The 13,442-nt window shown below is 71.4% G+C and carries 12 protein-coding genes; 6 read left to right on the top strand and 6 right to left on the bottom strand.

The window, feature by feature from the left end; all coding sequences use genetic code 11:
- Window positions 1–70 precede the first annotated feature (70 nt).
- The gene (locus tag ACIO9J_RS08635; protein WP_401994642.1) at window positions 71–1,435 is read left to right on the top strand and encodes an FtsW/RodA/SpoVE family cell cycle protein; all 1,365 of its coding nucleotides are present in this window, start codon (window positions 71–73) and stop codon (window positions 1,433–1,435) included.
- Entirely contained in the window at window positions 1,432–2,889 is a 1,458-nt protein-coding gene (locus ACIO9J_RS08630) for a peptidoglycan D,D-transpeptidase FtsI family protein (protein ID WP_401994639.1), read from the top strand. Before ACIO9J_RS08635 ends, ACIO9J_RS08630 begins: the two co-directional genes overlap by 4 nt.
- Window positions 2,890–2,913: 24 nt before the next feature.
- Here the strand turns inward: ACIO9J_RS08630 and ACIO9J_RS08625 are convergent, their stop codons facing one another.
- Window positions 2,914–4,020: a ferritin-like domain-containing protein gene (locus ACIO9J_RS08625; protein WP_401994636.1), complete on the bottom strand. Its 1,107-nt coding sequence runs from the start codon at window positions 4,018–4,020 to the stop codon at window positions 2,914–2,916.
- 157 nt (window positions 4,021–4,177) lie between these two features.
- Here ACIO9J_RS08625 and ACIO9J_RS08620 point away from each other — a divergent pair, with 157 nt between their 5' ends.
- The 4 genes from ACIO9J_RS08620 to ACIO9J_RS08605 all read left to right on the top strand — a co-directional run bounded on the left by ACIO9J_RS08620 (window position 4,178) and on the right by ACIO9J_RS08605 (window position 7,605).
- Window positions 4,178–5,116 (top strand): diiron oxygenase, encoded by a 939-nt coding sequence (locus tag ACIO9J_RS08620; RefSeq protein WP_401994633.1) that lies wholly within the window; start codon window positions 4,178–4,180, stop codon window positions 5,114–5,116.
- Window positions 5,117–5,198: 82 nt separating this feature from the next.
- Entirely contained in the window at window positions 5,199–5,924 is a 726-nt protein-coding gene (locus tag ACIO9J_RS08615; protein ID WP_401994630.1) for a TetR/AcrR family transcriptional regulator, read from the top strand.
- A gap of 22 nt (window positions 5,925–5,946) precedes the next feature.
- Window positions 5,947–6,219: a hypothetical protein gene (locus tag ACIO9J_RS08610; protein WP_401994627.1), complete on the top strand. Its 273-nt coding sequence runs from the start codon at window positions 5,947–5,949 to the stop codon at window positions 6,217–6,219.
- Window positions 6,220–6,447: 228 nt separating this feature from the next.
- Window positions 6,448–7,605, top strand: coding sequence for an NlpC/P60 family protein (locus ACIO9J_RS08605; protein WP_401994624.1), 1,158 nt, complete (start codon window positions 6,448–6,450; stop codon window positions 7,603–7,605).
- Here ACIO9J_RS08605 and ACIO9J_RS08600 read toward each other — a convergent pair.
- The 5 genes from ACIO9J_RS08600 to ACIO9J_RS08580 all read right to left on the bottom strand — a co-directional run bounded on the left by ACIO9J_RS08600 (window position 7,575) and on the right by ACIO9J_RS08580 (window position 13,426).
- Window positions 7,575–8,813 carry a styrene monooxygenase/indole monooxygenase family protein gene (locus ACIO9J_RS08600; RefSeq protein ID WP_401994622.1) on the bottom strand — a complete coding sequence of 413 codons (1,239 nt, stop codon included), beginning with the start codon at window positions 8,811–8,813 and terminating at the stop codon, window positions 7,575–7,577. The two genes, ACIO9J_RS08605 and ACIO9J_RS08600, sit on opposite strands and share 31 nt — an antisense overlap.
- A gap of 72 nt (window positions 8,814–8,885) precedes the next feature.
- Window positions 8,886–9,503, bottom strand: a complete 618-nt coding sequence (locus ACIO9J_RS08595) for a GTP-binding protein (protein ID WP_401994619.1) — start codon at window positions 9,501–9,503, stop codon at window positions 8,886–8,888.
- On the bottom strand, window positions 9,484–9,903 hold the full coding sequence (locus tag ACIO9J_RS08590; protein ID WP_401994616.1) for a DUF742 domain-containing protein: 420 nt from the start codon (window positions 9,901–9,903) through the stop codon (window positions 9,484–9,486). The genes ACIO9J_RS08595 and ACIO9J_RS08590 overlap by 20 nt, the downstream gene beginning before the upstream one ends.
- Window positions 9,900–10,454, bottom strand: coding sequence for a roadblock/LC7 domain-containing protein (locus tag ACIO9J_RS08585; RefSeq protein WP_401994614.1), 555 nt, complete (start codon window positions 10,452–10,454; stop codon window positions 9,900–9,902). The genes ACIO9J_RS08590 and ACIO9J_RS08585 overlap by 4 nt, the downstream gene beginning before the upstream one ends.
- Window positions 10,455–10,462: 8 nt before the next feature.
- Window positions 10,463–13,426 carry a nitrate- and nitrite sensing domain-containing protein gene (locus ACIO9J_RS08580; RefSeq protein WP_401994611.1) on the bottom strand — a complete coding sequence of 988 codons (2,964 nt, stop codon included), beginning with the start codon at window positions 13,424–13,426 and terminating at the stop codon, window positions 10,463–10,465.
- Between the last annotated feature and the right edge of the window lie 16 nt (window positions 13,427–13,442).

Genomic DNA, 13,442 nt, shown 5'->3' with positions numbered 1-13,442 from the left:
AGCCCGCTCCGAAGGTCGACATAGTCGACATAAACGGACTTTAGGGCCGGTCGCTTGCTACGTTCCCGGCATGACCGGAACAAGAGCGGGCACGGCATCCACCGTGGTCCCCGCTGTCCGCGTCCCCCGGCGCCGTGGCACCGAACTCGCCCTGCTGGTCGTCGCCGTCCTGCTCTCCGTGTACGGCTACTGCGACGTCGGGCTCGCCAGGAACGGCACCGTCCCGCCCGGCGCCGCCGGTTACGGCGCCGGGCTCGGCGTGCTCGCGCTGCTCGCGCACCTCGCGGTCCGTCTCCGCGCCCCGTACGCCGATCCCCTGCTGCTGCCGATCGCGGTGCTCCTCAACGGACTCGGGCTCGTGCTCATCTACCGGCTCGACCTGGAGACCCCCAACGACGAGGCGGCGCCCACCCAGCTGATCTGGTCGACCATCGGCGTCGGTCTGTTCATCGCCGTCGTGCTCGTCCTGCGCGACCACCGGATCCTGCAGCGCTACGCCTATCTCTCCGTCGTCACCGCGCTGGTCCTGATGATCGTGCCGATCTTCTTCCCCGCCGTGAACGGCGCCCGGATCTGGATCAGGCTCGGCGGCTTCTCCATCCAGCCGGGCGAGTTCGCCAAGATCCTGCTCGCGGTCTTCTTCGCCAGCTATCTGGCGGCCAACCGCAACGCGCTCGCCTACACCGGCCGCACCGTCTGGCGGTTCAAGCGCCTCCAACTGCCCACCGGGCGCGTGCTCGGACCCATCGTCGCCATCTGGCTGCTGAGCGTCGGAGTCCTGGTCCTGGAGCGCGACCTCGGCACCTCGCTGCTCTTCTTCGGGCTCTTCGTGATCCTGCTGTACGTCGCCACGGGGCGCACCGGCTGGATCGCGGTGGGCCTGCTGCTCGCCGCGCTCGGCGCGTTCGCCGTCGGCTCGCTGGAACCGCACGTGCACAGCCGCGTCACCGACTGGCTGCACCCCTTCGCCTCCATCGACGCGGGCCAGGGCCCCAACCAGCTGGCCCAGTCCCTCTTCGCGTTCGCGGCGGGCGGGATGCTCGGCGCCGGGCTCGGCGCCGGCCACTCCATCCTCATCGGCTTCGCAGCGAAGTCCGACTTCATCCTGGCGACGGCGGGCGAGGAGCTCGGCCTCGCGGGGCTCTGCGCGATCTTCCTGCTGTACGCCCTGCTGGTGGAGCGCGGCTACCGGGCGGGGCTCGCGCTGCGCGACTCCTTCGGGCGGCTGCTCGCCATCGGACTCGCCTCGATCGTCGCGCTCCAGGTCTTCGTGATCGCGGGCGGCGTGATGGGGCTCATCCCGCTCACCGGCATGGCGATGCCGTTCCTCGCGCAGGGCGGCTCGTCCGTCGTCACCAACTGGATCATCGTGGCGCTGCTCATCCGGGTCAGCGACTCGGCGCGCAGCAGGCCCGTCGGCGAGGAGACAGGATGACCAGGTACATCCGGCACGCCGCCGCCTTCTGCGCGCTGCTCCTGATCGCGCTGCTCGTCAACGCGACCCGGGTGCAGGTCGTCCAGTCCGACGCGCTTGACGACAACCCGGCCAACCGCCGGGGCGCCATCGTCCGCTTCGACCAGCCGCGCGGCGACATCCTGGTCGACGACCGCGCGGTCACCGGCTCCAGGGACTCCGGGCAGCAGCTGCGCTATGAACGCACGTACAAGAACGGCCCGTTGTACGCGCCGGTGACCGGCTTCGCCTCGCAGGTGTACGGCACGACGTTCCTGGAGAACGCCGAGGACGACATCCTCTCCGGCACCGACCCGATGCTCGCCCCGCTCCCCTTGTGGAACGACATCACGCGCGCGCAGAACCCCGGCGGCAAGGTCGTCACCACCATCAAGTCGGCCGTGCAGCAGGCCGCTTACGCGGGGCTCGGCGGCAAGAAGGGCGCGGTCGCCGCGATCGAGCCGTCCACCGGCAGGATCCTCGCGCTGGTGAGCACCCCTTCGTACGATCCCGAACGGCTCTCCGGGAACGGCAAGTCGGTGGCGGACGCCTGGGCGGAGCTGAACGGGAGCGCGGACAAACCGATGCTGAACCGGGCGATCCGGCAGACCTATCCGCCCGGTTCGACGTTCAAGGTGGTGACCGCGGCGGCGGCGCTGGACGCGGGCGTGGTGACGGACCTGGACGCGCCGACCAAGTCCCCCAATCCGTACACGCTGCCCGGCACGAGCACCCAGCTGACCAACGAGGTGGACGGCTGCACCGACGCGACGCTGCGGTACGCCTTCGAGTGGTCGTGCAACACGGTCTTCGCCCGGCTCGGCGTCTCCACGGGACTGAGCGACATGGCGGGCACGGCGCGGAACTTCGGGTTCAACAACAGCGGTCTGCGGATCCCGTCGTCCGTCGCGGCCAGCAACTTCGACACCTCCATGGACAAGGCCCAGCTCGCGCTCTCCGCCATCGGGCAGTACGACACCCGGGCCACTCCGCTGCAGATGGCGATGGTCTCCGCGGCCGTCGCGAACGGCGGCTCGGTCAAGTCCCCCTACCTGGTGGACCGCACGACCACCCGGGACGGCGACGTCGTGGACACCACCGGCGGCAAGTCCCTGCACCAGGCGATGAATCCGGCCACCGCGATGCAGCTGCGCGAGATGATGACCGACGTCGTCGAGGAGGGCACGGGGTCGAACGCGGCGATCCCCGGCGCGACGGTGGGCGGCAAGACGGGCACCGCCCAGCACGGCGTCGACAACACCGGTACGCCGTACGCCTGGTTCGTCTCCTGGGCGCAGGCCGCCGACGCCGGGGAGCCCGCGGTGGCCGTCGCGGTCGTCGTCGAGGACGCGGCGGCGGACCGCGGGGACATCAGCGGGGGCGGCAGCGCGGCCCCGATCGCCAAGGCCGTGATGGAGGCGGCACTGAAGCGCTGACGCCCCGGCGCCCGAGCCTCGCGGTCAGACCGACTCACCGGACGCGATGGCGTCCGACACCTCCGCCACGCGCGCGTGCTCCTCGGCCGCGAAGCGCTCCGCGTCCAGCTTCTCGGCGATCTCCTCGTCCTGGGCCATGAGCTGGTCGAGGTTGGCGTTGCCCATCTCGAAGACGCCCATGTCGACGTACGCCTGTTGCAGGCGCTTGCCCCACAGGCCGATGTCCTTGACGCAGGGCACGATGCGCGAGAACAGCAACTGGCGGAAGAGCGAGAGGAATTCGGACTGCTCGCTGTACTCCTCGGCCTGTGCCTTCGGGATGCCGAAGTTCTCCAGGACCTCCACGCCGCGCAGCCGGTCGCGCATCAAGTAGCAGCCCTCGATGACGAATTCCTCGCGCTCGCGCAGTTCGGCGTCGCTGAGCTGCTTGTAGTAGTCGCGCAGCGCCATCCGCCCGAAGGCCACGTGCCGGGCCTCGTCCTGCATGACGTAGGCGAGGATCTGCTTGGGCAGCGGCTTGTCCGTCGTGTCGCGGATCATGCCGAACGCCGCGAGCGCGAGGCCCTCGATGAGCACCTGCATGCCGAGGTAGGGCATGTCCCAGCGGGAGTCGCGCAGGGTGTCGCCGAGCAGTGCCTGGAGGTTGTCGTTGATCGGGTAGAGCATCCCGATCTTCTCGTGCAGGAAGCGGCCGTAGATCTCGGCGTGCCGGGCCTCGTCCATGGTCTGGGTCGCGGAGTAGAACTTCGCGTCCAGGTCGGGGACGGACTCCACGATGCGCGCGGCGCACACCATCGCGCCCTGCTCACCGTGCAGGAACTGGCTGAACTGCCAGGACGTGTAGTGCTTGCGCAGCTCGCCCTTGTCCTTCTCGGTCATCTTCGCCCAGTGCGGCGTGCCGTAGAGCGACATCGACTCGTCGGGGGTGCCGAGGGGGTCGAGCGGATCGACCTCCAGGTGCCAGTCGATGCGCTTGTTGCCGTCCCACTGCTTGTCCTTGCCCTTCTGGTAGAGGGCCAGGAGACGGTCGCGCCCTTCGTCGTACTCCCAGCTGAAGCGGGCCGAACCGGCGGAAGGGATCTGCCAGTTGAGTCCTCCGGGTGGCGTGGTGTAGAGCTCATGCGTCGACATACGGGCAGGCTCACACGCTCCTAGACGAGGGGTCAACAAGTCGTGCGCGAGGGATTGACGGTCTTGCTGACAAGCAGTCTCATAAGTGGTGACCGCCGGTAACCCGTGACCGTGCCGCCACCCGCGCACAGGCCCCCACGACAAGGCAGGAACCGCCATGACGACCGCGCCGGAAGACGTTTCCCTCGAAGGCCTGCGTGACGCGCTCGGCCTGCTCAAGGACCGGGAACAGGTGGCCGTACGACTCCTGGAGTCCTCCGCCAAGCACTCCTTCGACCCCGACAGGGAGCTCGACTGGGACGCGCCGGTCGAGGAGGGCAAGTGGTTCTGGCCGCCCGAGCTCGTCTCCCTCTACGGCACCCCGCTGTGGAAGCGGATGTCGGAGGAACAGCGGTTCGACCTCGCCCGGCACGAGGCCGCCTCGCTCGCCTCGCTCGGCATCTGGTTCGAGATCATCCTGATCCAGCTGCTCGTGCGGCACATCTACGACAAGCCGGTGACCAGCGCGCACGTGCGGTACGCGCTGACCGAGATCGCCGACGAGTGCCGACACTCGATGATGTTCGGGCGCATGATCGAGAAGGGCGGCGCCCCGACCTACCCCGTCACGCGCCTCAACCACAACCTCGCCCGCGTCCTCAAGACCGTCTCCACCACACCGGGCTCCTTCGCCTGCACGCTGCTCGGCGAGGAGATCCTCGACTGGATGCAGCGGCTCACCTTCCCTGACGAGCGGGTCCAGACCCTCGTACGGGGCGTGACCCGCATCCACGTGGTCGAGGAGGCACGCCACGTCCGGTACGCCCGGGAGGAGTTGCGCCGCCAGATGGTGACGGCGCCCCGCTGGGAACGGGGCCTGACCCGGCTCAGCTGCGGCGAGGCCGCCCGCGTCTTCTCCATCGCCTTCGTGAACCCCGAGGTGTACACGAACGTCGGGCTCGACCGGCGGGAGGCGGTCGCGCAGGTGCGGGCGAGCGGGCATCGCCGTGAGGTCATGCAGACGGGCGCGAAGCGGCTCACGGACTTCCTGGACGACATCGGTGTGATGCGGGGTGTCGGGCGACGGCTCTGGCGGTCTTCGGGGTTGCTGGCGTAGCCCCTTCGCCGCGGGCCGCATGTGGCTGGTCGCGCGGTTCCCCGCGCCCCTGAAGGGGCACTCCCCGAGTTACGCTTCGGGCATGTCCTCGCCTGCCACCACCCGTGCTTACCGCCGTCTGAGCGTCGAGGCGCGGCGGAGGCAGTTGCTGGAGTCCGCGCTGACCCTCTTCGCGCACCGCGCGCCCGAGGAGGTCAACCTCGACGACGTGGCGGAGGCCGCCGGAGTGTCGCGGCCGCTCGTCTACCGCTACTTCCCCGGCGGCAAGCAGCAGTTGTACGAGGCGGCGCTGCGGTCCGCGGCGGACGAACTGGAGCAGTGCTTCGCCGAGCCCCCGCAGGGCCCGCTCACCCAGCGCCTCTCCCGCGCGCTCGACCGGTACCTGGCCTTCGTCGACCAGCACGACACGGGATTCAGCGCGCTCCTCCAGGGCGGCAGCGTGGTCGAGACCTCGCGGACGACCGCCATAGTCGACGGTGTGCGCAGGGCCGCCGCCGACCACATCCTGGTCCACCTGGACGTGCCCGAGCCAGGACCCCGGCTGCGGATGACCGTCCGGATGTGGATCACGGCGGTCGAGGCGGCCTCGCTGATCTGGCTGGACGAGGACAAGCAGCCGTCCCTGGACGAGCTGCGGGACATGCTCGTCGAGCAGTTCATGGCGGTGCTCGTGGCGACGGCGGGCCGCGATCCGCAGACCGCCGACGTCGTGCGGTGGGCGCTGGGCCTGGAGACCCCGGAGGGGCCCGTCGGAGGCCTCGCGCGGCGCGTCCTGCCGGTGGTCAGCGACGCGGCGCACCTCCTGTGACCCGTGGTGTGACACTGGTGCTGTGAAGAGCGAAGACACCCCCTTTGTCGGCGGCCCCCTGGACGGCCGCGTGCTGTCCGTCCTGCTCGGCCCGACCGGGCACCCGCCGAAGGTCTACCGGGTGCCGGTCCCCGACGACGCGGGCGGCCCTCCGACGGTCCTGGTCTACCGGCGGGTGGCGGCGGAAACGGGCAGGCGCCTCGCCCTCACCCCGAGCTGGCGTTACGAGTACGACGCCGACGGCGACAAGAACACCGGCCTGAAGTGGCCGTGGTCGAAGCCGGACAAGAGCTGAGCGGCGCGGGCAGGAGTAGCGCCCCTTAGGGGCGCGGGGAACTGTGCGAGCAACCACGACGCACCCGCAGAGGCAAGCCGGGCCCCGATGCAACAGCCCACGCCGACGCCCACCGCATAGGTGACCACATTGCGCCACCCGCCCACCGCCCGGAGGCGGACCCCGACGCACGGCCCCATGCTCACGGTGCGCGCCGGGAAGTCCCCGGCCCGCCCCGGAGGTGACGAGGTGTCAAGAACCCTGCTGCGCTGGATCTGCACCGGAGCCGCGCTCGGCGGCCTGCTCACCACCACACCCCCGGCGGGAGCCGACCCCGCCCCTGGCCCCGGGGCCAGACCCGTCGCCGAGCTCCTGACCGACCTCCAGCGCCTCTACCAGTCCGCCGAAGAGTCGTCGGAGACGTACAACGCCACCGAGGAGAAGCTCAAGGAGCAGCGCAAGAAGGCCGCGGACCTCCAGAAGAAGCTGGTCAGGGCGCGCGCCTCGGTGCACGACAGCAGGGGCGACGCGGGACGCCTCGCCCGCCAGCAGTACCAGGGCGTCAGCGAGCTGTCCCCCTATCTGCGGCTGCTGCTCGCCCGCGACCCGCAGCACGCGCTCGACCAGGGTCATGTGATCGGCCGGGTGGCCAGGGGCCGGGCCGCCGCCGTGGAGCGGCTGGTCGGCGGCGAGAAGAAGGCGCACGACCTCGCGGGCGCCGCGAAGAAGGCCCTGGACACCCGACTCGCCCTCGCCGGGAGGCAGAAGAAGCAGCGGGACCAGGTGCGCGGACAGCTCAAGGAGGTCGAGGAGCTGCTCGCCGCGCTCACCGCGGACCAGCTGGCCGCGCTGCGCGAGGCGGAGGACTCGGGCACGGCCGACGCCCAGCGGAGGTTCCTGGAGTCCGGCGCGCTCAGCGGCGGCCAGGCGGCGCGGGTGCCCTCACGCCAGGGCGCCGGCGCGCTCGACTTCGCCGTACGGCAGATCGGGCGGCCCTACGAGTGGGGCGCCGAGGGCCCCGACGCGTACGACTGCTCGGGTCTTACCCAGCGGGCCTGGGCGCGGGCGGGCCGGGAGATTCCCCGGACCAGTCAGGAGCAGTGGGCCGAGCTGCCGCGCATCCCGCTGTCCGCACTGCGCCCCGGCGACCTCGTCGTCTACTTCCCGAAGGCCACGCACGTGGCGATGTACCTGGGCGACGGCATGGTCGTCCAGGCGCCGCGGCCCGGCGCGCGGGTCAAGGTCTCCCCCATCGCGGCGAACCCCGTGCTCGGTGCGGTGCGGCCGGACCCCGAGGGCCGGGCCATGCACGGCTACACCCCGCCGAAGCTGCCCGAGGGAGCCACCTCGGGCAGCGATCTGGGCTACGGCGGCGCTCAGGCGCCCGGCGCGACCGAGGCCAGGTAGGCGGCGGCCTTGTCCGGGTCGTAGAAGAAGTTCTCGAAGTCGGCCGGGTCGTTGAAGCCGCCCACGAACCGGTCGGCGACCGCCGGGATCTGGCCCGCGGCACCGAGGAGGTTGAGGACGTGCTCGGGCGGCGGGCCCAGCATCGCGTTGGTCCACTTGGTGACGTGCTGCGCGGTGTCCCAGTAGCGGTCGAACGCGGACCGCATCCACTCCTCGTCGAAGGGCTTGTCGCCGTGCTCGACGATGGAGGAGAGGTAGGAAGCGGCGCACTTGGACGCCGAGTTGGAGCCCTGCCCGGTGATCGGGTCGTTCGCGACGACGACGTCGGCGACGCCGAGGACCAGGCCACCGCCGGGCAGGCGTCCGACGGGCTTGCGCACGGTCGGGGCATAGCGCCCGGCCAGCGTGCCGCCCGCGTCGGTCAGTTCGACCTTCGTGGCGCGCGCGTACTCCCAGGGCAGGAACTTCTCCAGGAGGTCGAGGGTGAGCGCCAGGTGCGCGCTCGGGTCCTTGACGCCCTGGAAGACGTCGAGCGGGCCGCCGGGGATGCCCTCCCAGAAGAGGATGTCCGCGCGGCCCGAGGTGGTGAGCGTCGGCATGACGAAGAGCTCGCCGACGCCGGGCACCATGTTGCAGCGGACCGCGTCGAACTCGGGGTGCTCGGGGCGCGGGCCGAGTCCGTGCACGTACGCGACGGCGAGCGCGCGCTGCGGCTCGGCGTACGGCGAACGGGCCGCGTCCCGCTCGAACATGGTGACCAGCTCGCCCTTGCCCGCCGAGACGAGCACCAGGTCGTAGGCGCGCGAGAAGTAGTCGAGGTCGCCGACCGCCGCGCCGTGGATGACCAGCTGGCCGCCGCGCTGGGCGAACGTGTCCATCCAGCCCGCCATCTTCACGCGCTGGTCGACGGACTGGGCGTACCCGTCGAGCTTGCCCACCCAGTCGATGACGCGGGAACCGTCCGGGCCCGCCACCGAGATGCCGACGCCCTCGATCCTCGGGGCCTGCGACTCCCAGAAGTTCGCCTGGATGTCCCGCTCGTGCTGGAGCGCCGTGTCGAACATGCACTGCGTGGACATGACCCGGCCGGACCGGATCTCGTCCGCCGTGCGGTTGGACATCAGGGTGACCTCGTACCCCTGTGCCTGAAGCCCGAGGGCGATCTGGAGACCGGCCTGGCCGGCTCCTACGACAAGTATCTTCCGCATGGGGGCACTTCTCCTACGTACGTTCTCAACAGGCTGATGCGGTGGGGGGTGGCGTCAGCTGCTCGGGGGCGGCTACTCCGGGGTGGCGTCGAGCGCGTGGCCGACCAGGGCGAGCAGGGACTCGATCGCCGAGATCCGCTGCCGGGCGTCCATGATCAGCACCGGTATGTGCGGCGGCACCGTCAGGGCCTCGCGCACATCGGCGACCGCGAACTCCTCGCTGCCGTCGAAGTGGTTGACGGCCACGATGTACGGGAGGCCGCAGCTCTCGAAGTAGTCGAGCGCGGGGAAGCAGTCGGAGAGGCGCCGGGTGTCGGCGAGCACGACGGCGCCGATCGCGCCGCGCACCAGGTCGTCCCACATGAACCAGAAGCGCTGCTGCCCCGGCGTGCCGAAGAGGTACAGGACCAGGTCGTCGTCGAGCGTGATGCGGCCGAAGTCCATGGCGACCGTGGTGGTGGTCTTGCCCGGCGTGCCGCTGAGGTCGTCGGTCTCGGCGCTCGCCTCGGTCATCAGCGCCTCCGTCTGGAGGGGCTGGATCTCGGAGACGGCGGTGACCAGCGTCGTCTTGCCGACGCCGAAGCCGCCCGCGACCACGATCTTCGTGGCGATCGGGGCACGCGACCTGTCCGTCTGCCAAGCCTGCAACTGACCCTCGTCCTCGAGGAGTTCAGAGACGGCGGAGTCCACTCAGCACCCTTTCCAGCAGTGCGCGGTCGGGCTGTCCCGGGCCGTGGCCCGTTCCGTACACGCGGATCTTTCCCTGGTCGGCGAGGTCGCTCAGGAGAACGCGGACCACACCGAGCGGCATCTTGAGGAGGGCCGCGATCTCCGCGACCGTGCGCATCCGGCGGCAGATCTCGACGATCGCCCGCATCTCCGGCATGACACGGGTGGAGAGCGTGCCCTTGGGCAGTTCGAGACGTTCCTCGGGCGCCTCAAGGGCCGCGACGAACGTCTCGACGAGCAGCACGTGACCGAACCTGGTCCGCCCGCCGGTCAGCGAATAGGGGCGCACCCGGGCGGGTTTTCGGTCACCGCCGCGCTGCGGCAGCTTCGGCGTCGAACGGCTGCTGCTCGTGCTGCTCATCGGGCGCTCTCCATCGACTGGCGCAGCTCGCTGCGGAGTTCGGGGGTGAGGACGTGCCCGGCGCGGCCGACGAACAGCGCCATGTGGTACGCCACGACGCTCATGTCGCAGTCCGGCGTCGCGTGCACGCCGAGCAGCGAGCCGTCACTGATCGACATGACGAAGAGGCTGCCCTCCTCCATCGCGACGACGGTCTGCTTGACCGCGCCGCCGTCCATCAGCTTGGCGGCGCCGATGGTGAGCGAACCGAGGCCCGAGACGATGGTCGCGAGGTCGGCGCTGGAGCCTTTGGGCCCGGTGGGGTTCTCGGGACGCCGTTCGGCGTTGCGCCCGGGGTCGGAGGACAGCAGCAGCAGTCCGTCGGAGGAGACCACCGCGACGGAGAGCAGGCCCGGCACCTCCTCGACGAGATTGGTCAGCAGCCAGTGCAGGTTGCGGGCCTCGCTGCTCAGTCCGTACGCGGCCGGTGCGGACTCCGCGGCGGACGGGCGCCGCGCGGTGGACGCTCCGGCGGCACCGGTTTTTTCGGCGGAAGAACTGGGCGTGCGCATGGGCGCAGTCAACTGCTTGCCTCCTCGACTGAATCCCCCATTACGTCTGCGGCTTCTGCGTTCTTTTCGTTACCTTGCGGCGATGTCGGCTGGTTTGCCGGTTCGCCCGCGATCTCGGCCTCCACGTCCCGTCGGCCGCTCAGCGCGCCCTGGTGGAAGCCGCCGAGCCTGCGGCGGAGCGCCTCCGCGTCCACGGATCCGCGCGCCTTGGGGGCGGCGGGCGCGGGCGCGCTGATCTTCGGCGTTCGCTTGGGCAGCCCCTTGTCGGTGACACGCTCCCACTTGGGCGCCTCGGGCTCAGGCTCGGGTTCTTCTTGCTGCGGGGCCTCGGGGGCTCCCTGCTGTGGGCAGGCGTCCCGCTGGGCGGGACGGGTGGGCACAGCCCCCGTTTCCGGCTCACCGGACGACGGCGGAGGCACAAGCTCCATGGTCGTTTCCGACGAGGGCACAGGCTCCTCGGACGGGACCGGCCCCGGATCCTGCGGAAGAGCCGCCTCAACAGTCCGCTCCGCCGCCGCGATCAGCGGGTCCTCCCCGGCGGTGGTCAGCCGCCCGGGGAGCACGTTGGAGTTGGCCTCGGCCTCCGAGCCCGGCAGCTGCGTCAGCGTCTCGCCCGAGCGCGGCGGCACGACCACGGCGGGCGAAGGCGCGGCCGCCAGGATCGACTTGGGCAGCACCACGACCGCGGCGACGCCCCCCTGCTTCTGCTCCCGCAGCCGCACCCGCGCCCCGTGCCGCGCGGCGAGCCTGGCGACCACGTAGAGCCCGAGGCCGAGGCCCTCCCCGCCCTCCTGCTCGTACGCCGCGTCCGGGTCGAAGTCGGTCAGGCGCGCGTTCAGTTCGCGCATCCGGTCCTGGGTGACGCCGATGCCCTCGTCCTGGACGGAGAGCATCACCTCGCCGCTCTCCAGGAGCCAGCCGGATACCTCGACGGACGCGTCCGGCGGCGAGAACGACGTCGCGTTCTCCAGGAGTTCGGCGGTGAGGTGGCTGATGTCGTCCGCCGCGAAGCCCGCGACGTGCGCGTGGGGCGGCAGCGTGGCGATGCGGACCCGCTCGTACCGCTCGATCTCGGAGACGGCGGCGCGCACCACGTCGACCAGCGGGACCGCGCCCGGGTGCTGGTGGCCGTGCTCGGCACCGGCGAGGACCAGGAGGTTCTCGCTGTGCCTGCGCATGACCGTGGCGAAGTGGTCGAGCTTGAAGAGCGTGGCGAGCCGGTCGGGGTCCTGCTCGCGGTCCTCCAGGTTCTCGATGACGGCGAGCTGGCGCTCCACCAGGCCGAGGGTGCGCAGCGCCAGATTCACGAACGTGCCGTGGATTGACTTGCGCACCCGCTCCAAGTGGGCGGAGGCCTCTTCGAGTTCGGCGCGCAGGGCCTCGCGCTCGTCCGCCATGGACTCGCGCTTGCCGATGAGGTGCTTGCGGTCCGCTTCGAGGGTGGTGATCCGCTCGTGCAGCGCGGCCGCGTGCCCGTGCAGGGCGTTGACGGACCGTACGACCTGGGCGAACTCGTCGTCGCGGCCGGTGAAGCGGATCGGCTCCTGCGGCGCGGGCTCGGTGGCCAGGCGCGCCGAGCCGAGGCGCAGCACGGCGAGCGGACGGGTCAGCGAACGGGCCGCCGCCATCGAGACTCCGACCGCCACGAGGAGACAGACGCCGACGAGCGCGACGCGGATCTCCAGGGCGGTGACCTCGTCGTCGCGCAGCTGGGCGAGCTGCTTGGTGCGGGCGACGCCGAGCGCGGACTCGCTGCCGCGCATCGTCTCGATGCGGGCGGAGAGCGCGGCGTCGACCTTCTTGCGGTCGTAGCCCCGCTCGGCCGCGGAGAGCGTGGGCTGGTCGGTGAGGCGGGCCAGGTACTTCTCTGCCGTGCCGACCTCGGAGCCGGTGACGGTCGATTCGTACGTCGCGCGGGCGGAGTCGCCCGCGGTGTCGCTGAAGTCGGCGAGCGCGGCCAGTTCGCGCACGTGGGCCTGCTGGGCGGCGGCGCTGAGCTCGTCGCGGCGCTTGGCGTCGGCCGGCGACTCCTCGTCGACGGTGCTGGGCAGGCCGGTGACCGGGTCGATCCCGGGCGACGTGGACGCCGCTCCCGGCACGGCGAGCGCGGCGAGCAGCAGGCCGCGGGCGGCGGCGGCCTGCTCGACGGCGTGGTCCAGGTCGGCGAGGGCGAGGGCGCCCTTGTTCGCCTCGGGCGGCAGCCGCTCGGCCAGGTCGCGGGTGAGGCCGTGCAGTTCGGCGATCACCTTGGTGTACGCCTCGTGCGCTTCGAGAGCGGTGCTCTTGCCGGTGAGCGCCTCTCTGCGGACGGCGCCGACATCGGCGAGGTCGTCGCGCAGCCCGGCGGGCGCCTCCGCGTGGCGCAGCTCGTCGATCTGCCGGTCGACGCGGGCGCTGCGGCTCTTGGAGAGGCCGTCGCCCTGGGGCCGGCCCGCGGCGATGAAGGAGGTGACCTCGTCGCGCTCGTCGGCCAGCGAGTGGCCGAGGGAGACCGCCTGCTGGGTCTGCTGGGCGAGTGTCACCAGGCTCTGCGCGTCGTTCAGTTCGCCGGAGGCGGCGAGGATCGCGGGCGCACCGGCTCCCGCGACGGCGGCGGCCACCACGGCCACGGCCAGGATCAGCCGATTGCGCACGCGCGCGGTGGGCGCCTTGTTGACGTGCGGCGCGAGGGGCCCCGGCGCGGGGGAAGCCGGAGCGGGCGTCGGTTCGGCGGCGGACTGGTCCGCGGCGGTGCCGGAAGGCCCTGAGGGCGTGCCTGCGGGCGTACCGGAAGAGGGGACGGGTCCCGCGTCGTCCGATGCGGACGGGGCGGCTCCGGGGGCCGACGATGCCTCGGGCGGCACCTCCGACGGATCCGTGGCGGTGCGCTCCGGCGCACGCTCGGTCGGGGTGGTCGCGCCCGGCGTGGCCCCTCGGGAGGCCGACTGCTTGCCTTTGCGCCCAGGCCGCATCATCTGCACCGGTGCTCGCATTCTTGGTTTTTCGTCT

Origin of the sequence: Streptomyces sp. NPDC087300, from assembly GCF_044744425.1 — a bacterium.
In the GTDB taxonomy this organism is placed as follows: Bacteria; Actinomycetota; Actinomycetes; order Streptomycetales; family Streptomycetaceae; genus Streptomyces.
Note: the sequence above shows the minus strand (reverse complement) of the source record. Positions and strands in the feature narration are given on the sequence as shown.

What these genes read in the sequence shown, in the direction of transcription:
- ACIO9J_RS08635 (WP_401994642.1), top strand. Translation starts at nt 71, where the DNA reads ATGACCGGAACAAGAGCGGGCACGGCATCCACCGTGGTCCCCGCTGTC.
- ACIO9J_RS08630 (WP_401994639.1), top strand. Translation starts at nt 1,432, where the DNA reads ATGACCAGGTACATCCGGCACGCCGCCGCCTTCTGCGCGCTGCTCCTG.
- ACIO9J_RS08625 (WP_401994636.1), bottom strand. Translation starts at nt 4,020, where the DNA reads ATGTCGACGCATGAGCTCTACACCACGCCACCCGGAGGACTCAACTGG.
- ACIO9J_RS08620 (WP_401994633.1), top strand. Translation starts at nt 4,178, where the DNA reads ATGACGACCGCGCCGGAAGACGTTTCCCTCGAAGGCCTGCGTGACGCG.
- ACIO9J_RS08615 (WP_401994630.1), top strand. Translation starts at nt 5,199, where the DNA reads ATGTCCTCGCCTGCCACCACCCGTGCTTACCGCCGTCTGAGCGTCGAG.
- ACIO9J_RS08600 (WP_401994622.1), bottom strand. Translation starts at nt 8,813, where the DNA reads ATGCGGAAGATACTTGTCGTAGGAGCCGGCCAGGCCGGTCTCCAGATC.
- ACIO9J_RS08590 (WP_401994616.1), bottom strand. Translation starts at nt 9,903, where the DNA reads ATGAGCAGCACGAGCAGCAGCCGTTCGACGCCGAAGCTGCCGCAGCGC.
- ACIO9J_RS08585 (WP_401994614.1), bottom strand. Translation starts at nt 10,454, where the DNA reads ATGCGCACGCCCAGTTCTTCCGCCGAAAAAACCGGTGCCGCCGGAGCG.
- ACIO9J_RS08580 (WP_401994611.1), bottom strand. Translation starts at nt 13,426, where the DNA reads ATGCGAGCACCGGTGCAGATGATGCGGCCTGGGCGCAAAGGCAAGCAG.